The organism is Salinisphaera orenii subsp. halophila YIM 95161, assembly GCF_003732545.1.
Taxonomy (GTDB): domain Bacteria; phylum Pseudomonadota; class Gammaproteobacteria; order Nevskiales; family Salinisphaeraceae; genus Salinisphaera; species Salinisphaera orenii_A.
Window position 1 is genome coordinate 106131 of record NZ_AYKF01000077.1, and the last position, 21353, is coordinate 127483.

The 21353-nt window shown below is 66.7% G+C and carries 16 protein-coding genes and 1 riboswitch; of the genes, 14 read left to right on the forward strand and 2 right to left on the reverse strand.

What is annotated here, in order from left to right; translation table 11 throughout:
- Positions 1-36: 36 nt before the first annotated feature.
- Positions 37-183, reverse strand: a riboswitch (FMN riboswitch).
- 74 nt (positions 184-257) lie between these two features.
- Positions 258-1415: a methionine aminotransferase gene (locus SAHL_RS08505; RefSeq protein ID WP_123590975.1), complete on the forward strand. Its 1158-nt coding sequence runs from the start codon at positions 258-260 to the stop codon at positions 1413-1415.
- Between the two features lie 322 nt (positions 1416-1737).
- On the opposite strand, the gene SAHL_RS08510 is transcribed toward SAHL_RS08505, so the two are convergent.
- Entirely contained in the window at positions 1738-2778 is a 1041-nt protein-coding gene (locus tag SAHL_RS08510) for a ferritin-like domain-containing protein (RefSeq protein WP_221177886.1), read from the reverse strand.
- A 541-nt stretch (positions 2779-3319) separates the two neighbouring features.
- Here SAHL_RS08510 and tkt point away from each other — a divergent pair.
- From tkt to SAHL_RS08540, 6 genes are all read left to right on the forward strand, one after another.
- The gene (tkt, locus tag SAHL_RS08515) at positions 3320-5323 is read left to right on the forward strand and encodes a transketolase (protein WP_123590976.1); all 2004 of its coding nucleotides are present in this window, start codon (positions 3320-3322) and stop codon (positions 5321-5323) included.
- A gap of 43 nt (positions 5324-5366) precedes the next feature.
- Positions 5367-6374 (forward strand): type I glyceraldehyde-3-phosphate dehydrogenase, encoded by a 1008-nt coding sequence (gap, locus tag SAHL_RS08520; protein ID WP_123590977.1) that lies wholly within the window; start codon positions 5367-5369, stop codon positions 6372-6374.
- Positions 6375-6392: 18 nt separating this feature from the next.
- Positions 6393-7601 (forward strand): phosphoglycerate kinase, encoded by a 1209-nt coding sequence (locus SAHL_RS08525; RefSeq protein ID WP_342782242.1) that lies wholly within the window; start codon positions 6393-6395, stop codon positions 7599-7601.
- Positions 7602-7673: 72 nt separating this feature from the next.
- Positions 7674-8519, forward strand: coding sequence for an AAA family ATPase (locus SAHL_RS08530; protein WP_123590978.1), 846 nt, complete (start codon positions 7674-7676; stop codon positions 8517-8519).
- A 43-nt stretch (positions 8520-8562) separates the two neighbouring features.
- A complete protein-coding gene (locus SAHL_RS08535; RefSeq protein ID WP_123590979.1) occupies positions 8563-9741 on the forward strand; it encodes a vWA domain-containing protein in 1179 nt (392 codons plus the stop codon).
- Between the two features lie 74 nt (positions 9742-9815).
- Positions 9816-10628, forward strand: a complete 813-nt coding sequence (locus SAHL_RS08540) for a SanA/YdcF family protein (RefSeq protein ID WP_123590980.1) — start codon at positions 9816-9818, stop codon at positions 10626-10628.
- A gap of 260 nt (positions 10629-10888) precedes the next feature.
- Here the strand turns inward: SAHL_RS08540 and SAHL_RS08545 are convergent, their stop codons facing one another.
- Positions 10889-11545 carry a TetR family transcriptional regulator gene (locus tag SAHL_RS08545; protein ID WP_184947544.1) on the reverse strand — a complete coding sequence of 219 codons (657 nt, stop codon included), beginning with the start codon at positions 11543-11545 and terminating at the stop codon, positions 10889-10891.
- A gap of 124 nt (positions 11546-11669) precedes the next feature.
- Between SAHL_RS08545 and SAHL_RS08550 the strand changes: the two genes are divergently transcribed.
- Genes SAHL_RS08550 through SAHL_RS08580 form a run of 7 tightly spaced genes read left to right on the forward strand, consistent with a single transcriptional unit; the run spans position 11670 to position 21214 of the window.
- Positions 11670-13013 carry an efflux RND transporter periplasmic adaptor subunit gene (locus SAHL_RS08550; RefSeq protein ID WP_184947546.1) on the forward strand — a complete coding sequence of 448 codons (1344 nt, stop codon included), beginning with the start codon at positions 11670-11672 and terminating at the stop codon, positions 13011-13013.
- 2 nt (positions 13014-13015) lie between these two features.
- Positions 13016-16171 carry an efflux RND transporter permease subunit gene (locus tag SAHL_RS08555; RefSeq protein ID WP_123590982.1) on the forward strand — a complete coding sequence of 1052 codons (3156 nt, stop codon included), beginning with the start codon at positions 13016-13018 and terminating at the stop codon, positions 16169-16171.
- Complete coding sequence (locus SAHL_RS08560; RefSeq protein ID WP_123590983.1) at positions 16149-17717, forward strand: efflux transporter outer membrane subunit; 1569 nt, start codon at positions 16149-16151, stop codon at positions 17715-17717. Before SAHL_RS08555 ends, SAHL_RS08560 begins: the two co-directional genes overlap by 23 nt.
- 30 nt (positions 17718-17747) lie before the next feature.
- Positions 17748-18881 (forward strand): ABC transporter permease, encoded by a 1134-nt coding sequence (locus SAHL_RS08565; RefSeq protein WP_123590984.1) that lies wholly within the window; start codon positions 17748-17750, stop codon positions 18879-18881.
- Positions 18882-18883: 2 nt separating this feature from the next.
- Complete coding sequence (locus tag SAHL_RS08570; RefSeq protein ID WP_123590985.1) at positions 18884-19693, forward strand: ABC transporter ATP-binding protein; 810 nt, start codon at positions 18884-18886, stop codon at positions 19691-19693.
- Positions 19683-20663, forward strand: a complete 981-nt coding sequence (locus tag SAHL_RS08575; protein WP_184947549.1) for an MlaD family protein — start codon at positions 19683-19685, stop codon at positions 20661-20663. Before SAHL_RS08570 ends, SAHL_RS08575 begins: the two co-directional genes overlap by 11 nt.
- Positions 20663-21214 carry a PqiC family protein gene (locus SAHL_RS08580; RefSeq protein ID WP_123630954.1) on the forward strand — a complete coding sequence of 184 codons (552 nt, stop codon included), beginning with the start codon at positions 20663-20665 and terminating at the stop codon, positions 21212-21214. Before SAHL_RS08575 ends, SAHL_RS08580 begins: the two co-directional genes overlap by 1 nt.
- The last annotated feature ends 139 nt before the right edge of the window (positions 21215-21353 follow it).

Here is a 21353-nt window from a genome sequence, read left to right on the forward strand (position 1 = left end):
AGGGCAGGCCGTGCCGCGTGTGCGTCGCGCAGGCGCGCAGGTCTTCTTTCATCCGGACTGTGACCGTCGGCTCTGGCATCGCACCAGATCTGCTGACCTTCGAGGGAATCTCGAAGCGCTCGCGGGCTCGTCGAACATCGACATACCGCCGGTGGGGAATCGCACCCCGCCCTGAAGACGAGCGCGATTATAGCCGATGGCCGGGTCGAGCGACAGGCGGCTGCTAGCATGCCGCCTGGACATGCAGGGGGAATGTGATGCCGATCGAGAGCAAGCTGCCGGGTGTGGGCACCACTATATTCAGCGTCATGACCGAGCTGGCGCGAACCCACGAGGCCGTGAATCTCGGGCAGGGGTTTCCCGACTTCCCGCCGCCGGCCCGGCTGACCGAAGCACTGGCGCGGGCGGTCGCCGACGGCCATAACCAGTACCCGCCCGGCATCGGCGTGGCGGCGCTGCGCGAACAGATCGCGGCCCAGACCGCGGCACGCGACGGGCGCGCGGCCGACCCGGCGACCGAGATCACCGTGACCTCCGGCGCGACCGAGGCAATCTTCGCAGCCATCGCCGCCGTGGTTCGCGCCGGCGATGAGGTGATCGTGCTCGATCCGGCCTACGACTGCTACGGCCCGGCGATCGCGCTCCAGAACGCGCGGGCGGTGCACGTGCCGCTGTTACCGCCGTCGTTCGCGATCGACTGGCAGCGATTGGCCGACGCGATCACGCCGCGCACCCGGATGCTGATCGTCAATACGCCGCACAACCCGACCGGCGCGGTATTGTCCGCGGCGGACCTCGAGGCGCTCGCCGGGGTGCTGCGCGATACCGAGATCGTGCTGCTGTCGGACGAGGTCTATGAGCACATGGTCTTCGACGGCACGATCCACCAGAGCGTGTCGCGGCACGCGGAACTGGCCGAGCGCAGCTTCGTGATCGGCTCCTTCGGCAAGACCTATCACTGCACCGGCTGGAAGATCGGCTACTGCGTGGCGCCGCCCGCGCTCACCGCGGAACTGCGTCGAATCCACCAGTACCTGACTTTCGCGAGTTTCGCCCCCGCCCAGCACGCCCTCGCCGAGATGCTGGCGTTCGAGCCCGAGCATCACCGCGGGCTGGCCGCGTTCTATCAGGCCCGGCGCGATCGCTTCCGCGAGCTGCTGGCCGCCACGCCGCTGCGGCTGCTGGACGTGCCCGGCGGCTATTTCCAGCTCGTGGACTATCGGGACGTGCGCGATGTCGATGATGCCTGCTTCTGTCAGTGGCTCGTGCGTGAGGCGGGCGTCGTCGGCGTGCCGCTGTCGCCGTTCTATGAATCGCCGCCGGACAATCGGCTGCTGCGGCTGTGTTTCGCCAAGCGAGACGCGACGCTCGAGGCCGCTGCGGCCCGGCTGGCGCGGCTGCAGGCCAACGGTTGACGTGTCCGGCCGGCGGTCGTGCCGAAACGGTCGCCTGATGCGACGCGCCGGCGCTTTCGGTCGTTCTGGCGGCCCGCGAATGACGAACGGACGGGCCGGGAGGCGGGGGTGGTGCCGACCCGGCAAGACCGCCGCGGATCGCGCCGACCTTGCTTTGCCGCCCCGGATGCCGCGCGCCGGACGTCTCGGCAACACCGGTTCGCGGAACTCGGATGACGGGTTCCCGAGCGGTGACGCTGCGGCCGGCCGTCCGGGAGCCGTCGGTTAGCCGTGTCGCAGCTCGGCCCGGCCCGCGAAGGGCCGGGGCCGAACCGCGCGGATGCTAGTCGTCGGAGGAGTCCCCGTCGCCGAGCTGGTCGCCGCTGCGCGTGAGGGTGCCGTTCGTGCCGTTGGGGAAGAAGCCGCCCATGCCGGCTTCCTCAGGCGTGAGGTAGACGATGTTGTGGACCTGCTGCGGTGTGCGACTGAAGGCCAGACCGTTGCCGTCGGTGGGCACGATGTTCGTTGCGTCGTAATCGTTGCCGTTGAGCGAGACGGTGGTGGTCGAGATGCCCTGGTCGATGTCGTCATCGCCGTCGAGGCTGTCGCGGGCACCGGAGATCATGTTGATCACGTCCTCGACGGTGACGTCGCCGGCCACGGTCTCGTCCATGCGAGCGGTGAGCACGGTGCGTACCAGTCCGGCGTGATAGGCCTCGACGCCGAGCAGACCCGCGGCGGCGGTGAGAAAATCGCGGTTGCGGATGAACTGGGCGCCGCCCTTGTAGGCGCTGACGCCGACGTCCTCGAAAATGAACGCGCCGATGAGGAAATTCAGCGGATTCGCGAACGGGTCGAATTCGATTCCGAGCGCGGCCATGCCCGCGGCGTTGAAGGCGTCGGTGAAGTTGATGCGGGGTCGTGCGACCGCGCCGCCGCCGAGCGCACCGCGCAGGAACTGCACGTGATCGCGTTCGTCGGCCGCGATCTCGGCGGCATAGCGGCCGATCAGCGGTTCGCCGCTGAAATCGACCTGGCGGCCGCCCACGACATCGCCCGGCGAGCCGTTGCCGTCGATGCTGTCGTCGCCCAGCCCCATGCCGGTGACCGCCCTTAGATAGAACTCCGCTTCGAGGTACTCGAGGTTCAGCGCGAAGTTCAGCACCGCCTGATCGCCGGGCCCGTCGATCACGACCGCGTCGTCGTCCTGGCCGATGGCGACGCCGTCGTGATCGTCGCTGCAGGCGGCCAGCAGTGAACTGCCGACCAGCCCGGCCGAGAACATGCCCGTGTTGGCCAGGAATCGGCGGCGCGACGAACTGATCGGCCGCCCGGTCCGGGCGCTGATGATGTGTTTCGTGGCGTGGTCTGTCTCGTCGGTCATGACGACCCCCTCCGGATCTCGTGAGTGACGAGCCGCCGCCTGCCGCAGCGTTATCGAGTCGTGTCAGGCGTCGTGCGCGTCGGGATATGCCAGTTGTCTTTCGGTGCTCTTGGTGTCCGCCGCTGCCCGGCTACCGCAGTCTGTGTTGTCAGGGGTGGGTAATCCGGATATCGGCTCGATTCGACGCTAGCACGAGCGCAAGGCGGCCCATACGCGTTCGAACGCAGGCTTTTCAAGGCATCGATAACCCCGGTTATTCATGCCTCGGTTCATATAATGGGAAAAATATCCCAAATATTTGATAACGATTACTTTTATTTTTCGTTTGGCATTCGTTTGTCTTATCGTTTCGAGCGCATCGAAAACAAATTTAAATGCATGATTCCGCAGGGTGCGGCGCGAGCGATGGCCGATCCGCGCCGGCGGCGATGCGCTCGAAACCCAATGGCCGCTCGGGTCGCGGACCGATCATTCATATTGCCGGGGGGCGCCCTTTGGTAGACAATGGCCGGCCTTTGTCAAGCTGCGCCGGAGGATAGCGATGCCTGCCCGTCGTGATCTCGCCAACGCCATCCGAATCCTGGCCATGGACGCCGTCCAGCAGGCCAACTCCGGTCATCCGGGCATGCCCATGGGCATGGCCGATATCGCCGAAGTGTTGTTCAACGACCATCTGCGGATGAATCCGGGCAACCCGGACTGGGTCGACCGCGATCGCTTCCTGCTGTCCAACGGCCACGGGTCGATGCTGCAGTACGCGGCGCTCCATCTGACCGGCTACGAGCTTTCGCTGGACGACATCAAGCGCTTCCGCCAGCTCCATTCGAAGACGCCGGGGCATCCCGAGAATTTCATGACGCCCGGGGTCGAGACGACCACGGGGCCGCTCGGCCAGGGGCTGGCCAACGCCGTCGGCATGGCGCTGGCCGAGGCCGCGCTGGCGAGTCGTTTCAACAAGGACGATGCGACGCTGGTCGATCACCACACCTGGTGTTTCGCGGGTGACGGCTGCCTGATGGAGGGCATCTCGCATGAGGCCTGCTCGCTCGCCGGTACGCTGGGCCTGGGCAAGCTGATCGTGTTCTACGACGATAACGGCATCTCCATCGACGGCGAGACGCGCGGCTGGTTCACCGAGGATGTGCCGGCCCGCTTCGAGGCCTATGGCTGGCAGGTGGTGCGCAAGGTCGACGGCCACGATCCGGAAGAGATCAACACCGCGATCGAGACGGCCAAGAAGGAGACGACGCGGCCGACGCTGATCTGCTGCCGCACGGTCATCGGCTGGGGCGCGCCCAGCATGCAGGGCACGGCCGGCGTGCACGGCGCGGCGCTGGGCGACGACGAGATCGCCGCCGCGCGCGCCGAGCTGGGCTGGTCCGACGAGACCCGCTTCGCGATCCCGGACGAGATCTACGCCGCCTGGGACAAGCGTCAGGCCGGCGCCGATGCCGAGCGGGACTGGCTGGCCACACACAAGACCTATGCCGAGAAATACCCCGAGGACGCGGCCGAGTTCTCGCGTCGGATGGCCGGTCAGATGCCGCGCAACTGGTCGGCGCTGTGCCGCGAGTTCATCGAACACACCCAGTCCAGCGGCAAGCGCACCGCCACCCGCAAGTCGTCGAAGGCCACCATCGGCGCCTATGCGGCGGGGCTGCCCGAACTGTTCGGCGGCTCGGCCGATCTGTCCGGCTCCAACGGCACCGATTTCGACGGCCACAAGCCGATCGCGGCGGGGGATTTCAGCGGCAACTATCTGTACTACGGCGTGCGCGAGTTCGCCATGACCGCCATCACCAACGGCATGAGCCTGCACGGCGGTTTCACGCCCTTCGGCGGTACGTTCCTGACCTTTTCCGACTACGCCCGCAACGCCGTGCGCATGGCCGCGCTCATGCGCTCGCGCAACATCCTGGTCTATACGCACGATTCCATCGGCCTCGGCGAGGACGGGCCCACCCACCAGGCGGTCGAACATGTGGCGAGCCTGCGCCTGATCCCGAATCTGCACGTCTGGCGCCCGGGTGACGACGTGGAGGTGGCCGTGGCCTGGCAGGCCGCGATCGAGCGCGCCAACGGCCCCACCGCGCTCGCGCTGTCGCGCCAGGATGTCGATCACCAGGACCGCGATGCCGACCAGCTGGCCGCGATCGCACGCGGCGGCTATGTGCTGCGCGAGCCGGCCGACGCGGCCCGGGCACTGGTCATCGCCACCGGCTCGGAGCTCGAACTCGCGGTCGCGGCGGCCCGGACGCTCGAGGGCGAGGGCATCGCCGTTCGCGTGGTGTCCATGCCGTGCCTGGAACTGTTCAACGCCCAGAGCGCGGCGTATCGCGCCTCGGTGCTGCCGGCGGAGATCACCGCGCGGGTGGCCGTCGAGGCCGGCGTGTCCGATCCCTGGTATCGGCTCGTGGGCGCCAACGGGCGCGTGATCGGCGTGGACGATTTCGGTGCCTCGGCCCCCGGGGACGAGGTCTACAGACACTTCGGCCTGACCGCGGATGCGGTGGCCGAAGCGCTTCGCGAGCAGGTCCGGGGCTAGCGCCCGGGCCATTCTTTAATCCTGTTCCAGTCCAGAGGTGAATATGGCAGTCAAAGTAGGGATCAACGGTTACGGTCGCATCGGGCGCAACGTGCTGCGTGCGCTCTATGAAGGCGCGCACCAGAACGACATGGAGATCGTGGCGATCAACGATCTCGGGGATGCGAGCACCAACGCCCATCTGACCCAGTACGACACCGCGCACGGCCGCTTTCCGGGCGAAGTCTCGGTCGAGGGCGACGACCTCGTGATCGACGGCCACCGGATCAAGGTGCTGGCCGAGCGCAATCCGGCCGATCTGCCCTGGGGCGATCTCGGCGTGGACATCGTGCTCGAGTGCACCGGCCTGTTCGCCAGCGAGGAGAAGGCCAGCGCCCATCTGAAGGGCGGCGCGAAGAAGGTGCTGATCTCGGCGCCGGCCGGCGACATCAAGACCATTGTCTACGGCGTCAACCACGAGTCGATCGACGCGAATGACAAGGTCATTTCCAACGCCTCCTGCACGACCAACTGCCTGGCGCCGCTGGTCAAGCCGCTGCACGACGCCTTCGGGCTCGAGTACGGGCTGATGAACACGATCCACTCGTACACCAACGACCAGGTGCTGTCGGACGTCTATCACAAGGATCTGCGTCGCGCCCGCAGCGCCACCCAGAACATGATCCCGACCCAGACCGGTGCGGCCAAGGCCGTGGGCCTGGTGCTGCCCGAGCTCAACGGCAAGCTCGACGGCTTCGCCGTGCGCGTGCCCACGATCAACGTCTCGTTCGTGGACCTGACCGCCCAGGTGTCGAAGGAGACCTCGGTCGACGAGGTCAACGCCGTGCTGAAGCAGGCCGCCGAAGGCCCGCTCAAGGGCGTGCTGGCCTACAGCGAGGCGGAGCTCGTCTCCCAGGACTTCAACCACACCACGGTGTCCTCGACGGTGGATGCGCCGCTGACCAAGGTCGCCGGCGGCAAGCTGATCAAGGTCTGCTCCTGGTACGACAACGAATGGGGCTTCTCCAATCGCATGCTCGACACCGCGCTGGCGCTGGCCAAGGCCGGCTAGAGCGGACGTACAACAACAATGACCGAGGAAAGCGACATGGCTGCGATGCTCAGAATGGAAGACGTGGATCTTCGCGGCAAGCGGGTGCTGATCCGGCAGGATCTCAACGTGCCGTTCGTGGGCGGCGAGGTCAGTTCCGCCGGCCGTCTCAAGGCGTCCGTACCCACGCTCAAGGCCGCGCTGGCCGCGGGCGCGCGGGTCATGGTCATGTCGCACCTCGGGCGTCCGAAGGAGGGCGAGCCGGACAGCGAGCACAGCCTCGCACCGGTGGCGGAGTATCTCTCCGAGCTGCTGCGCCAGGAGGTGCGTCTGGTCGGTGACTGGCTCGACGGCGTGGACGTCGGCGAGGGCGAGATCGTCATGTGCGAGAACGTCCGCTTCAACGTCGGCGAGAAGGCCAACGACGAGACCCTGTCGCGACGGATGGCGGCACTCTGCGATGTCTTCGTGATGGACGCGTTCGGTACGGCGCACCGGGCCCAGGCCTCGACCGAGGGCGTGGCCCGCTACGCCCCGGTGGCCTGTGCCGGGCCGCTGCTCGCGGCCGAAGTGGAGTCGCTGCGGGCCGCGATGCTCGATCCGAAGCGGCCGCTGGTGGTGATCGTCGGCGGCTCCAAGGTATCGAGCAAGCTCGAGCTGCTGGAGAGCCTGGCCAATGTCGCCGATCAGCTGATCGTGGGCGGCGGCATCGCCAACACCTTCCTGGCCGCCGAGGGCTACGACGTCGGTGCGTCGCTGCACGAACCCGATCTCGTGGGCGCGGCGCGTCTGATCAATCGCGAGATCCAGTCGCGGGGTGGCAACATCCCGCTGCCGGTGGACGTGGTGGCGGCGACGGAGCTCTCCCCCGAGGCGCATCCGGAGGTGCGCCCGGTCGGCGAACTCGAGTCCGACGAGATGATTCTCGATGTCGGGCCGAAGACCCGGGATGCCTTCGCCGATATCCTGGTCAACGCCGCGACCATCGTCTGGAACGGGCCGGTCGGGGTGTTCGAGATCGATCAGTTCGGTGGCGGCACCCACGTGCTGGCCCGGGCGATCGCCCGCAGTTCGGCCTTTTCGATCGCCGGCGGCGGCGATACGCTGGCCGCGATCGAGAAATACCGGATCGAGGATCAGGTATCCTATATCTCGACCGGCGGCGGGGCGTTCCTCGAGTTTCTCGAGGGCAAGACGCTGCCGGCCATCGCCGTTCTCGAGGAGCGGGCCCGCGAGTTCACCGGCTGAGACGACGTCTTCGGCGCGTCGGTGCCGGTGGGTCCGGTCGGGCCCGCATGTTTTTCGACAATCGTCAGGCCTATGACTACGCAATTCACCGGTACCGAGCGCTACGTCGCCACGGACGATCTCAAGCTCGCCGTCAACGCGGTGGCCACGCTGGCCCGCCCGCTGCTGATCAAGGGGGAGCCGGGTACCGGCAAGACCTTGCTCGCCGAGGAAGTGGCGGCCGCGCTCGACAAGCCCTTCTACCAGTGGCATATCAAGTCCACGACCAAGGCACAGCAGGGCCTGTACGAGTATGACGCGGTCTCGCGCCTGCGCGATTCGCAGCTCGGCGACGAGAAGGTCCACGACATCGCCAACTACATCGTGCCCGGGCCGCTGTGGGAATGCTTCACCTGCGACACCCAGCCGGTGCTGCTGATCGACGAGATCGACAAGGCCGATATCGAGTTCCCCAACGATCTGCTGCGCGAGATCGACCGCATGGCCTTCGACGTCTACGAGACGCACCAGACGATCGAAGCCACCCATCGGCCGATCATCATCATCACCTCCAACAACGAGAAGGAACTGCCGGACGCCTTCCTGCGCCGCTGTTTCTTCCACTTCATCGCGTTTCCGGACAAGGACACGATGCGCGAGATCGTCGACGTGCACTTTCCGGACATCAAGAAGAATCTGCTCGCCGACGCGCTGGACCTGTTCTTCGACGTGCGCGAGGTGCCGGGCATCAAGAAGAAGCCCTCGACCTCCGAGCTGCTGGACTGGCTCAAGCTGCTGCTGGCCGAGGACATCCCGGCCGAGGCGCTGCACAGCCGGAATGCCAAGGACGCACTGCCGCCGCTGCACGGCGCGCTGCTCAAGAACGAGCAGGACGTGCATCTGTTCGAGCGTCTCGCGTTCATGACCCGGCGCGGCTAGTCGGCCGCGTCATCGCTCCTCCGTCTGCCGCACGGCGTCCGCCATGCTGATCGAATTCTTCTACGAACTGCGCGAGGCCGGCCTCAAGCCGTCGGTCACCGAATACATGACCCTGCTCGAGGCGCTGGAGCAGCACGTCGGCGGCATGAGCGTGGAGAACTTCTACTATCTCTCGCGCGCGACGCTGATCAAGGACGAGGCCAAGTTCGACCGTTTCGACCAGGTCTTCGGCCACTACTTCGACGGTATCCAGGCTGCCACCGAGGACCTGACCACCGATATCCCGGACGAATGGCTCGAGAAGATGAAGCAGCTCGAGCTCTCCGACGAGCAGAAGGCCCAGATCGAAGCCATGGGCGGCTGGGACAAGCTCATGGAAACGCTCAAGAAGCGCCTCGAAGAGCAGGGCGAGCGTCACGAAGGCGGCAGCAAATGGATCGGCACGGCGGGTACGTCGCCGTTCGGTGCCTATGGCTTCAATCCCGAAGGCATCCGCATCGGTCAGGACGGCTCGCGCCATCGGCGTGCGGTCAAGGTCTGGGACAAGCGCGAATTCGCGAACCTGGACGGCAGCCAGGAGATCGGCACCCGCAACATCAAGATGGCGCTGCGCAAGCTGCGTCGCTTCGCCCGCGAAGGGGCGGACGAAGAGCTCGACATGGACCGCACGATCCGGGCGACGGCCAAGAACGCGGGCCATCTCGACCTGCACATGCGACCGGAGCGCCACAACGCCGTCAAGCTGCTGATCTTCTTCGACGTCGGCGGATCGATGGACGATCACGTGGCGACCTGCGAGAGCCTGTTCTCGGCCGCGCGCGCCGAGTTCAAGCATCTGGAATACTTCTATTTCCACAACTTCCCCTACGAGGGCATGTGGCGCGACAACCGGCGTCGCCGCAGCGAGGTCTTTCCGACCTGGGACATCTGTCACACCTATCCCGACGACTACAAGGCGATCTTCGTCGGTGACGCGACCATGAGCCCCTACGAGATCGCCTACCCCGGCGGCTCGGTGGAGCACTGGAACGCCGAGGCCGGCGCCGTCTGGCTCGATCGACTGCTGCAGAGTTTTCCGGACGCGGTGTGGCTGAACCCGGAGCCCGAGCAGCGCTGGGACTACACCCCCTCGATCCAGATGACGCGCGAGCTCATGGCCGATCGCATGTATCCGATGACGCTCGACGGCCTCGACGCGGCGATCGCGCAGTTGGCCGACTGAATCGCGCAGGGGCTTTTTCGCGACCGGGCTGGTAGGATTTCGTCCGCGCTGGCTTCACGCCGATTTCGAGGTCCATGGCTGACAATTCCGCTATGTCCGCGGGCGCGGGGAGGCCGCCGCGGGCCGGGCGCGCGCATGCCGCGCGGCTCGTTCGCGGGGCGCTGACCGCGCTCGGCTGCATCCTGCTGGCGATGCTGGCGATCAACGGCTGGGTGGTCGGCGCGACGCGTGATCGTCTGATCGACGACATCGACCGGCTGGCCGCGCACGATGTGGGCGTGGTGCTGGGCACCAGCCCCTACACCCGCTCCGGCAACCGCAACCTGCTTTTCCGGCACCGCATGCTGGCGGCCGCGGAGCTCTACGCGACCGGCCGGGTGCGGCATCTGCTGGTCTCCGGCGCCAACCCCGACCGGACCTACAACGAGCCGCGCAAGATGTACCAGGCGCTGCGGCGCCTGGGCGTGCCGGACGCGGCGATCACGCTCGACTTCGCCGGATTTCGTACACTGGATTCGATGCTGCGCGCGAACCGCATCTTCGGGCTCGAGCGATTCGTGGTGATCTCACAGCGCTTCCATGCCTACCGGGCGCTGTTCATAGCCCGTCACCAGGGCCTCGATGCCGTGGCCTACATCCGGTCGGAGGAGGACCGGCGTCAGCCGCTGCGCACCGAGGCGCGCGAATACCTCGCGCGGGTCAAGGCGGTCGCCGACCTGTTCGTGCTGTTCACGCGGCCCCGTTTCTACGGTGTGCCGAGACCGATTCATCTCGACCGCCTCGAACAGGCGCCCGCGAAGCCGTGGCTTCCGCCCTGGCTCGCGGCACAGCAGCGCCCCGTGGTGCGGGTGCCGCTTCGTGCCACGGCAGCCGACGCCTACGAGTGATTGTGAGCCGGGGCGACAGCCGACCGGTCCCTGATCGCCGCATCGGCTATTGCATCGGCGGCATCGCCTTCATTGTGGCCATGCATCGCATCGCGTTAGCGCCGCGCCGCGCACGTGCATCACTATTGGACCGGAGTCGCGGGCGCGCATTGCGTACGGGGCGGATCGTTTTCCGGAATCCTTCGCGGCGCCGCGCCGCGCCCGCACCCTGCTGATCGCTTGGGGCGAATGCGCCCCGAATCTGCAGGGGGCGATGCGGTTCAACCCGCAGCGAGGTCCGAACGCGGTGCGATCACGGTCGTGTCGAACAGGCCGAAGAGTACGCTGTCCACGATCGCATCCCAGTCGCGGTCGACCTCGTAGAGTCCCGGATGACGCAGCGTGCATTCGTAGTTGCCGGACATGAACGCCATCAGCACGTCGGTGGCGGCGTCCACGGTCAGGCCGGGGCGCAGCTGGCCGAGGCGCTCGATCTCGCGGCACAGCGACAGGAGCACCTCGCGCGATTCCTCGAACATCGCCGAGAGGAGAGCCTCGGCCGGATGCCCTTGGGCGGTGATCTCGCAGCGGTGCAGAATGATGTGGCAGACGCGCCGATGCTTCTGGTCGCCGGCGAGCCGATGGAGGCCGTGCAGCAGCATCTCCCGCAGCAGCCGCAGCGGCTCGTCGCCGGGGATGTGCTGGCTCAGACACTGGCGAAGGTCCCGCAGCGGCAGCGCCGTGCGCGAGATCATGGCCTGCAGCAGGGCGCTCTTGTCCGCGAAATGCCAGTAGATGGCTCCGCGGGTGACCGCGGCGCGCTTGGCGATGCGCTCGAGCGAGGTCTGCGATACGCCGCGCGCCTCCATCTCGACTTCGGCAGCGTCGAGAATGCGTTCGCGCGTCTGCGCCGATTCGCTCTTGGTCTTGCGTGCCATGGCTCCGTCATCCGCGGCTGTTAGTGCACATAGGATAGCGCAGAACCCTCTTACATACATACGCGAATGTATGTATCATGCCGTGCTATCGTCACCAGCTCCTGCGGATCGGGGTCTCTTCATCATGCACGATTTTCTGTCGATGCCTGCGGGGCGGGCACGGTTCCTGCGCCTCGCCGGGGCCGCCATGGTCGCTCTGGGTCTTGTGGCCTGCGGTGGTGAGGAATCGCAGGCCCAGCAGGGCGGCGGCCAGCAACAGCAGCCGCCGATACCGGTGGACGTGATGAAGGTCGAGCCGCACCGGGTCGACGTGTTCTCGGAATATCCCGGCCGCGTGGAGGGTCAGCGCACGGTTCAGGTGCTGGCCCGCGTCGAGGGCGTTCTGCTGGAACGGCATTACACGGAAGGGCAGATCGTCGAGAAGGGCGACCTGCTCTATAACATCGATCCGAAACCCTTCCAGGCCACCGTGAATCAGCGCAAGGCCGAGCTGGGCAGCGCGCGGGCGAGTCTGAACCAGGCCCAGCGCCAGTGGTCGCGCACGCGACAGTTGTACGAGGCGGATGCGATCAGCGAGGCGGAGCGTGATCAGGCGCTCTCCGAAATCGAGACCGCGAGAGCGGCGGTCGACCAGGCCCAGGCCAATCTGGACAGCGCCGAGATCGATCTCGGCTACACCACGGTCGACGCGCCGCTGACCGGGGTGACGAGCCTGCGCGAGATCGACGAGGGCGCGCTGGTCTCCAACGGCACGCGCCTGACCACGATCACCCAGCTCGACCCCGTCCAGGTGCTGTTTGCGCTGCCGGAGAACGACGCGATCGCGCGCGGCAAGGCCCTGTCGGCGATGGGTGGTGAAACGACTGACGACAAGACCCGGGAGGCCACGATCATCCTGCCCGACGGGTCGGAGTTCCCGGTCAAGGGCGTCGTCGACTTCACTCAGAGCACCATCAATCCGGATACGGGCACGGTGCAGCTGCGCGCCACGGTGGACAACCCCGACAACGGTCTGATGCCCGGCCGCTATGTGCGCGCCCGCATTCGGCTGGAAACGCGCGAGGACGGTATCGTCGTGCCCGAACAGGCCGTGTCCGACGGCAATCAGGGCACCCAGGTCTACGTCGTCGCCGACGGCAAGGCGAAAGCCGTGGAAGTCGACCTCGGGCCCACGGTCGAGGATGGCCGGCTGATCGACGACGGGCTTTCCGCGGGGGACCGGGTCATCACGTCCGGGCTCGGTCAGGTCTCGCCGGATGCGCCGGTCAAGGTCAAGTCCGGCGGCTCCGGCGGCACGCGCGACGGCGACGGCGGCGGCGATGCCGGGATGGGCCGAGCCGGCTCGGACGACGATGACGACGGGCTGGCGGCGGCCGACCTGCCCGCACTGCGTCTGACCCCGCGTGAGCCGCTGACCGCGGTCGTGCACGACGAGGCCTATGCCGTGAACGGCCAGCGGAACCGCTAACCATGATCTCGCGTTTCTTCATTCACCGGCCGGTCTTCTCGACCGTCCTGTCGATCATCATCACACTGGCGGGCCTGCTGGCCATGCAGGGGCTGCCGATCTCGCAGTATCCGGATGTCGTGCCACCCGAAGTAGTGGTGCAGGCGAACTATCCCGGCGCCAGCGCCGAGGACATCGCCGAGACCGTGGCGGCGCCGCTCGAACAGGAGATCAACGGCGTCCAGGACATGCTCTACATGACCTCGACGTCCTCGGACGCGGGCACGCTTCAGATTTCGGTGACGTTCGCTATCGGCACCGATCCCGATCAGAACACCATCAACGTCAACAATCGCGTCCAGGCGGCCACCTCGCAGCTGCCGCAGACGGTGCGCGATACCGGTGTGCAGGTGAACAAGCGTTCGAGCAACATCCTGACCGTGCTCACGCTGTTTTCGCCGAATCAGAGCTACGACACCACTTACATCAGCAACTACGCGCTGATCAACGTCATTGACCAGCTCAAGCGCGTCGAGGGTGTAGGTGATGCGCGTCTGTTCGGCAGCCAGGACTACTCGATGCGGATCTGGCTGGATCCGAACAAGATGGCCCGCTATGAGCTCACACCGACCGACGTGCAGTCGGCGCTGCGTGAGCAGAACTCGCAGTTCGCGGCCGGCAGCTTCGGCAGCATGCCCAATCCGAACGAGATCGAGTTCACCTACACCGCGAGCACGGAAGGTCGTTTCTCCACGCCGGAGCAGTTCGAGCAGATCATCCTGCGCAGCCAGGAAAACGGCCAGATTCTGCGTCTCGAGGACGTCGCGCGCGTCGAGCTCGGCGCGCAGAGCTACGGCACGAGCGGCTCGTTCTCGGGGAACCCGGCGGTACCGTTCGCCGTCTATCTCTCACCCGGAGCGAACTCACTGGCCACCGTCGAGCGTATCCGTACGCGGATGGAAGAGCTCGGGGCCAATCTGCCCGACGGACTCGAGTACGAGATCCCGTTCGACACCACGAAGTTTGTCGACGCCTCGATCAAGGACGTGGAGCACACCTTCATCGAGGCGATCATCCTCGTCGTGCTGGTGGTGTTCCTGTTCCTGCAGAACTGGCGGGCCACGCTGATACCGCTGCTGGCGATACCGGTGTCGGTGATCGGCACCTTCGCGGGTATGTTCGCCCTCGGTTTCTCGATCAACCTGCTGACGCTGTTCGGACTCATTCTCGCCATCGGCATCGTGGTCGACGACGCGATCATCGTGATTGAGAACGTCGAACGCATCATGACCGAGGAGGGCAAGCCGCCCAAGGAGGCCGCCCTCAAGGCCATGGAGGAGGTCAGCGGCCCCGTCATCGCCGTGGTGCTGGTGCTGTCCGCGGTGTTCGTGCCGGTGGGCTTTCTCGGCGGCCTGTCCGGTCAGATGTATCGGCAGTTCGCGATCACCATCGCCGTGTCCGTGGGCATCTCCGGTCTGGTCGCCTTGACGCTGACGCCGGCGTTGTGTGCGGTCTTCCTCAAGCCGCGCGAGAAGCAGCCGAACTGGTTCTTCCGCAAGTTCAACGCCATGTTCGACAAGGCGACCGGCGCCTATCTCTGGGGCGTGGATCTGCTCCTGCGCCGGGTGGTGCTGGGCCTGATACTGTTCGTCGGCGTGCTCGCCGCGACCTGGTTCGTCTCCCAGCAGGTTCCGGGTGGCTTGGTGCCTCAAGAAGATCAGGGCTATATCTTCACCACCTACAAGCTGCCGCCGGCGGCCTCGCTGCAGCGCACCGAGGAAGTCCGGGCCGACGTCATCGAAAAGAGCATGGAAGCCATGCCCGCAGTGGCGGACGTGGTCGGCGTGGCCGGTTACGATTTCCTGGCCAGCGCACGGCGGACCTACGCCGGCATCGCCTTTCTGACCCTCAAGGACTGGGGGAAACGCACCGGCGAGAACCAGGATTCCTTCTCGCTGGTCCAGCGGGAAATGGCGCTCGGCGCACAGATCCCCGAGGCGCAGATCATCGCCTTCAATCCGCCGCCCATCATCGGCCTGTCGACGACGGGCGGCTTCGAGGGCTATCTGCAAAGTCTGACGGGGGCCGACTTCGACGAGATCCGCGAGGCGGCCGGCAAGGTCGTGGCCGAGGCCAACCAGCGGCCGGAGCTGTCTCAGGTGCGTACGACCCTGACCACCGACGTGCCGCGCTATCGTCTCGACGTGGACCGCGAGAAGGCCAAGTCGCTGGGCGTACCGATCGATCAGCTGTTCGCCACGTTGCAGGCGACGTTCGGCTCGCTGTATGTCAATCAGTTCACGTATCTGGGTCGCAACTGGCAGGTCAACATCCAGTCGGATGCCGACTATCGCGAGAAGCCGGAGGATCTGGCCGACGTGTTCGTGCGTTCGGAGAGCACCGGCGAGATGATTCCGGTCAGTTCGCTGGTGAGCACCGAGCGCACGCTGGCGGCCGACGTGGTCCAGCGGTTCAATATCTTCCCGGCGGCCAAGATCATGGGCTCGCCCGCGCCCGGCTTCAGTTCGGGGCAGGCGAATCAGGCGATTCAACAGGTCGTGGCCGATGTGCTTGACAGCAGCGACTACCAGTTGAGTTTCACCGGCACGGCCTATCAGGAAGAGACGGCCGCGGGCTCGGGCGGCATTGCGGTGCTGTTCGGCATGCTCATGGTCTTCCTGATTCTGGCGGCGCAGTATGAGAAATGGACGCTGCCGCTCGCGGTCATCACGGCGGTGCCGTTCGCCGCGCTCGGCGCGTTCGTGGCCGTTTGGCTGCGCGGCGTCGAGAACAACCTCTATTTCTCGGTGGGTCTGCTCGTGCTGATTGGCCTGTCGGCGAAGAATGCGATTCTGATCGTGGAGTTTGCGGTCATCGGCCGCGAACAGGGCAAGACCCCCGCGGCCGCGGCGTATGAAGCGGCGAAGCTGCGTTTCCGGCCGATCGTGATGACGTCGCTGGCGTTCATTCTGGGCTGTGTGCCGCTGGCGCTGGCTTCGGGTGCGTCGGCCAACAGCCGCGTCGCCATCGGCACCGCGGTGATCGGCGGTATGCTGGCGGCGACGTTCTTCGCCATCCTCTTCGTGCCGTTGTTCTACGATCTCGTCGAGCGCGGTTCCAGTAAAGTCAGTCGCTTGCTGGGCGGCAAGAAAAGCCATGAGCACCAAAACGATGCGTAAGTTCGCGCTGTTGATCGCGGTGGCGGGCCTGTCGGCCTGCACCGTCGGACCGGACTATGAGCGTCCGGATCTCGAACTGCCGGAGTCGGCGCTCGACGCCACCCTGCTCGGCGACGCCCAGGAGGACGCGATGGCGTACTGGTGGACGCGCTACCGCGACCCGGTGCTCAACGAGCTCATCGACAAGGCGCTGGACGACAATCTCGACATCGCACTGCAGGCGTCGCGGCTGCGTGAGGCGCGGGCCCAGCTCGGGCTGGCCGAGGCCGACCTGTTCCCGACTATCGAGGGCCAGGCCCAGGCCGCCCGCGAAAAGGCCAGTCTGGCCACGTCGGGTGGGGGTGGCTCGTCGGCGAGCGGGTCGAGTGGCGGTTCAGGATCCGCCTCGGCCGGCGGCCGGCGCTACGACTACTACTCAGTGGCCGCCACGCTCAGCTACGAGCTCGACGTCTTCGGCGGGCTGCGCCGTGCCAGCGAATCGGCCCGCGCACAGCTGCTGTCTTCGGCCTACACCAAGGACTCGATCCGTCTCGGCGTGGTCAGCGACGTTGCGACGAACTATATGTCGCTGCGCGCGCTGGAGCGCCAGATCCGCGTGACCCGCGAGACCATCCAGACGCGTGAGCGCGGTCTGGAGCTCGATCAGCAGCGCTACGATCTGGGCGCCATCGACAAGCTGACCCTGCTGCAGACACGCTCGCTTCTGGAAAGCGCGCGCGCTCAGCTGGCGCCGCTGCAGCGACAGGCCAGCGAACTGCGTTCGTCGCTGGCCATCCTCACCGGCCAGTCGCCACGCGAGATCATGCAGGATGCCGATATCGAACCGGGCAGCTTCGAGGATGTTCACCTGCCGGACGAGCTGCCGGTGGTCATGCCGTCGCTGCTGGTCGAGCGCCGGCCGGACGTGCGCGCGGCCGAAGCCTCGCTGATCGCGGCCAACGCCAACGTGGGCGTGGCCAAGGCCCGCTTCTTCCCGACCTTCAACCTGTCGGCAATGATCGGTACCGAAGCGCTGGATATCGACAATCTCTTCGAGCCGATCGCCGAGACCCAGAGTGTGTCCGGCGCCATCACCGCGCCGATCCTCGACTTCGGCCGGCGCCAGGCCAACTACGATACTGCGCTGGCCCAGCGCCAACAGGCCGAGATCCAGTACCGCCAGACGCTGCGCCAGGCATTCGCCGAGACCCGCGATGCCCTGGTCGCGATCAATCTGACCAACGAGAGGCTCGAGGCGGTTCAGCGTCAGGTCGCGGCCTATCGCGAGACGCTGGAGCTGGCCCAGATCCGCTATGACGTCGGGCGCACGGCCTATTTCGACGTGCTCGACGCCCAGCGTCAGCTGTTCTCCAGCCAGCTCGACCTGGCCGAGGCGATCCGCGATCGCTTCACCGCCACCGCCAATCTTTTCAAGGCGCTCGGCGGCGGCTGGACCGAGAACAGCGACTCGCTGACTGCCGGCATGGAAGCGACGCGGGATGTCTACGCACCGGACCCCGAATCGGAGTACGGGGATCAGACGACGTCCGAAGCCGTGTCAGAATAACGGCGACCTCTCGAGACTTCGTGGGAACGCGTGCCGCTAGCCGCTGCTGACGACAGCGCGCTCTATCGTATCGAGCGCGAATCCGATACGTCGGTGCTCCGCCTGTCCGGCGACTGGGGCCGGGCGCATCGGCTGCCGACATCCGAGGCGCTGGCGGCGGCGCTGACTCGGGACGGCGCCGTGCGCGTGGTCATCGACGGCGGCGAGCTGACCCGCGCCCATCCGCGGGTCGCGGCGGTGGTCCATGCGCTCCAGCAGCGCCTGGACCGGCGCGACGTCGACAGCCGGACCCGGGCGTTGCCCGAGAGCATCCGCTCCCTGATGACGCTCGCACGCCCGGCACCGCAGACGGCTTCGGTGGGGCGTGGGCCACGCTGGATCACGCGTCTGGGCGCGCGCGGGCGCGGCCAGTTCGACGCCGTGCTGCTGGTCGCCCGGCTGGTGGGCAACGCCGCGGCCGCAACCCCGCGACTCGCGCTCGGTCGGGCCCAGGCGCGCTGGCCGGATTTCGTCGCGCTCGTGCGCGAGACCGGGGCGGCATCGCTGCCCGTGGTCACGGTCGTCAATCTGCTCATCGGCGCGGTGCTGGGCTTCGTCGGCGCCGTGCAGCTCAACGCCTTCGGCGCCGGGCTGTACCTCGCCGATCTCGTGGGCATCGCGGTCGCGCGCGAGATGGCCGCGATCATGACGGCCTTCATCATGGCCGGGCGGGTCGGGGCGACCTTCGCCGCGCATCTGGCGACGATGGAGGCCAACGAGGAGATCGATGCCCTGCGCATGATCGGCGTCGCCCCGTTCGAGTATCTGGTGCTGCCGCGGCTGGCCGCGCTCACGCTGATGATGCCGCTGCTGTTTTTGTATGCGGCGACGCTGGGCATCGTCGGCGGTATGATCGTCGGCGATCTCGTGCTCAACACCTCGCCGATGAGTTTTCTGGGGCGTCTGGAGGACGCGGTCGCCGCGCGCCATTTCGTGATCGGCTTCGTCAAGGCGGTTTGTTTCGGCGTGCTCATCGCGCTGGCCAGCTGCCACATGGGCATGCGCGCGGGCCGCAACGCGGCCGAGGTCGGGCGCGCGGCGACCCGTACGGTGGTGGTGTCGATCATCGGCATCATCGTGATCGACGCGATCTTCGCGTTGTGCACGAATGCGCTGGGCGTCTGAGCATGGCCCGCCTGAGCGATACCAACGCCCCCGATCGTGGCATCGTCGTGCGCGATCTGCGCATGCACTTCGGCGAGACCCTGGTGCAGCGGGACCTGTCCTTTCACGTCGCGCGGGCCAGCATCTTCGTCATCATGGGCGTGTCCGGCTGCGGCAAGAGCACGCTGCTGCGGCACATGATCGATCTGCAGCAGTCGGCACAGGGCGACATCAGCTTCGACGGCCAGCGTCTGTGGACGCGCGATGCTGCTGAACGCGCCGCACTGCAGCGCCGGATCGGCGTGCTGTTTCAGAGCACCGCGCTCTGGAGTTCGATGACCGTGGGCGACAACGTGGCCCTGCCGATGCAGCTGCATACGCGCCTCGGGGCGGCGGAGATCCGCGACCAGGTGGCCTTCAAGCTGGCGCTCGTGGGCCTCGCCGGCCAGGAGTCGCGCATGCCGAGCGAATTGTCCGGCGGCATGAAGAAGCGGGCGGGCATCGCCCGTGCGATCGCGCTCGACCCGGATTATCTGTTCCTGGACGAGCCGAGCGCGGGGCTGGACCCGATGACCTCGCAGCGGCTCGATACGTTGATCATGCGGCTGCGCGACGCGCTGTCGCTGTCCGTGGTGGCCGTGACCCACGAGCTGCCGAGTATCTTCACCATCGCCGACGACAGCATCTACCTGGACGACGAGCAGCGCACCGCCATCGCCCACGGCGACCCGCGTGAGCTCGTCGAACGGGCCGAGCATGCGCGCGTGCGTGCGTTTCTCAATCGCGAGCCGCTCGCCGAGCGCGACGACGAGGAGCCGATTCATGGCAACTAACCGCAGCTACACCATCATCGGCTTGTTCCTGCTGGGGGCGGTCGTGCTCGCCGTGGTAGCCGTTCTGGTCTTCGGCGGTACCCGCATCCTGTCGAACAACCGCCAGGCGATCATCTTCTTCGACCAGTCCGTCCTCGGCCTCAGCCAGGGCTCGAAGGTGCTGTTCCGCGGCGTTCAGGTGGGCACGGTCAAGAACGTGCAGCTGCGGCTGGACTCCGAGGCCGGTCGGGCCCGGATCGGTGTCACCGTCGAGATCAACGGCAACAATACGGTGATGATGGACGGCGCGCCGAGCGGCGACGACGTGACCACCGAGGAGCTCGTCGAACGCGGCCTGCGCGCCCAGCTGGTGGTGTGGAGCTATGTGACGTCGCAGCTGGCGGTCAATCTGGATTTTCAGCCCGGCACCGAGGCCAAGCGGGTGGCGTCGAACGACGCGCTGGACCTGCCCGAGATCCCCGCCGTACCCTCCGAGATCGAGCAGCTCAAGGATACGGTCAGTGGCCTGCCCTGGAAGGATACGCTGGAAACGGTCAACCAGACGATGGAGGCGACCATCCGCCTGGCCGACGATATGGACGCGCTCATCACCACGCTGGGGCCGAATCTTGAACGCACGACCGCGACCGCGCGTGAAACCATGGAGAGCGCGCGCCGCGTCATGGAGAACAGCAACAGCCAGATCGAGCAGACGCTGGCCAGCGTGCGCGAATTGTCCGAGAATCTGAACCAACAGATCGATTCGCGCGACGCGCAGTTCGATCGGCTGCTGGAAAACGCCGAGCAGACCAGTCGTAACCTGAACCAGCTGTCGCGCAATCTGGAAGGCCTGACGGACCCGCGCTCGGATACCCGGATGGATCTGCAGAGCACGCTTCGCGACCTGTCGGCCGGCGCGTCTTCGCTGCGGCGTTTCGCCGAAACCCTGGAGCGCGATCCGAACGCCTTGCTCTTTGGAGGAGATCGCTAGTGAAATCTTTCGTCCGCCACGGCGTGACCGCAGTCTGTCTCATGGCCCTGGGCGCCTGCGCCAGCGTGCCGCCCGTCCAGCACGTGCTGCTGTCGCCGCCCCGGGACGAGCGTGCGGCCACCCGGGCCAGCGACTGGGACGTGCGCCGCGTGCGCGTGCCGGAGTATTTGGACAACTACGACATCCAGGTGCGCAGCGACGCCTATGTGCTCACGCGCCTGCCGGATGCCAAGTGGGCCGAGCGCCTGCCGGTGGCGATGACGCGTCTGCTGCAGCAGACCATCGACGAGAAGCTCGTGAACAAGCGGGATCAGCCCTACCAGGTGGATGTCGACGTGGACATGTTCGAGCCGCAGGCCGCCGGCGAGGAGGTCGTGCTTTCGGCGCGCTGGGAGGTCACCGATACCGACAGCGGGACGGTGGTGGCGCGCGACAACACGCGGCTCACACAGCCGATCGGCGGCTCCGAACGCAAGCCGGCGGTGATCGGCCGCGCCATGTCCGAGGCGGTGCGCGAGCTCGCCTTCCGGATCGTGGCTCAAGCCGGCTGAGAACGGCGAGCGCGGACCCGCGCGACGCGCTCCTTTGGCGCACGCTCCATGAAAAAGGCCGCCCGCGGGCGTAATGCCGTTCACTTAAGCGGGGAAGCCTGCTTATTCACGGGATAGCGGGTCTTGGACATCTTCACCG

Bases quoted from the DNA above. Each gene is read 5' to 3' on its own strand.
- SAHL_RS08505 (WP_123590975.1), top strand. From the start codon at position 258: ATGCCGATCGAGAGCAAGCTGCCGGGTGTGGGCACCACTATATTCAGC.
- SAHL_RS08510 (WP_221177886.1), bottom strand. From the start codon at position 2,778: ATGACCGACGAGACAGACCACGCCACGAAACACATCATCAGCGCCCGG.
- tkt (WP_123590976.1), top strand. From the start codon at position 3,320: ATGCCTGCCCGTCGTGATCTCGCCAACGCCATCCGAATCCTGGCCATG.
- gap (WP_123590977.1), top strand. From the start codon at position 5,367: ATGGCAGTCAAAGTAGGGATCAACGGTTACGGTCGCATCGGGCGCAAC.
- SAHL_RS08525 (WP_342782242.1), top strand. From the start codon at position 6,393: ATGACCGAGGAAAGCGACATGGCTGCGATGCTCAGAATGGAAGACGTG.
- SAHL_RS08530 (WP_123590978.1), top strand. From the start codon at position 7,674: ATGACTACGCAATTCACCGGTACCGAGCGCTACGTCGCCACGGACGAT.
- SAHL_RS08535 (WP_123590979.1), top strand. From the start codon at position 8,563: ATGCTGATCGAATTCTTCTACGAACTGCGCGAGGCCGGCCTCAAGCCG.
- SAHL_RS08540 (WP_123590980.1), top strand. From the start codon at position 9,816: ATGGCTGACAATTCCGCTATGTCCGCGGGCGCGGGGAGGCCGCCGCGG.
- SAHL_RS08545 (WP_184947544.1), bottom strand. From the start codon at position 11,545: ATGGCACGCAAGACCAAGAGCGAATCGGCGCAGACGCGCGAACGCATT.
- SAHL_RS08550 (WP_184947546.1), top strand. From the start codon at position 11,670: ATGCACGATTTTCTGTCGATGCCTGCGGGGCGGGCACGGTTCCTGCGC.
- SAHL_RS08555 (WP_123590982.1), top strand. From the start codon at position 13,016: ATGATCTCGCGTTTCTTCATTCACCGGCCGGTCTTCTCGACCGTCCTG.
- SAHL_RS08560 (WP_123590983.1), top strand. From the start codon at position 16,149: ATGAGCACCAAAACGATGCGTAAGTTCGCGCTGTTGATCGCGGTGGCG.
- SAHL_RS08570 (WP_123590985.1), top strand. From the start codon at position 18,884: ATGGCCCGCCTGAGCGATACCAACGCCCCCGATCGTGGCATCGTCGTG.
- SAHL_RS08575 (WP_184947549.1), top strand. From the start codon at position 19,683: ATGGCAACTAACCGCAGCTACACCATCATCGGCTTGTTCCTGCTGGGG.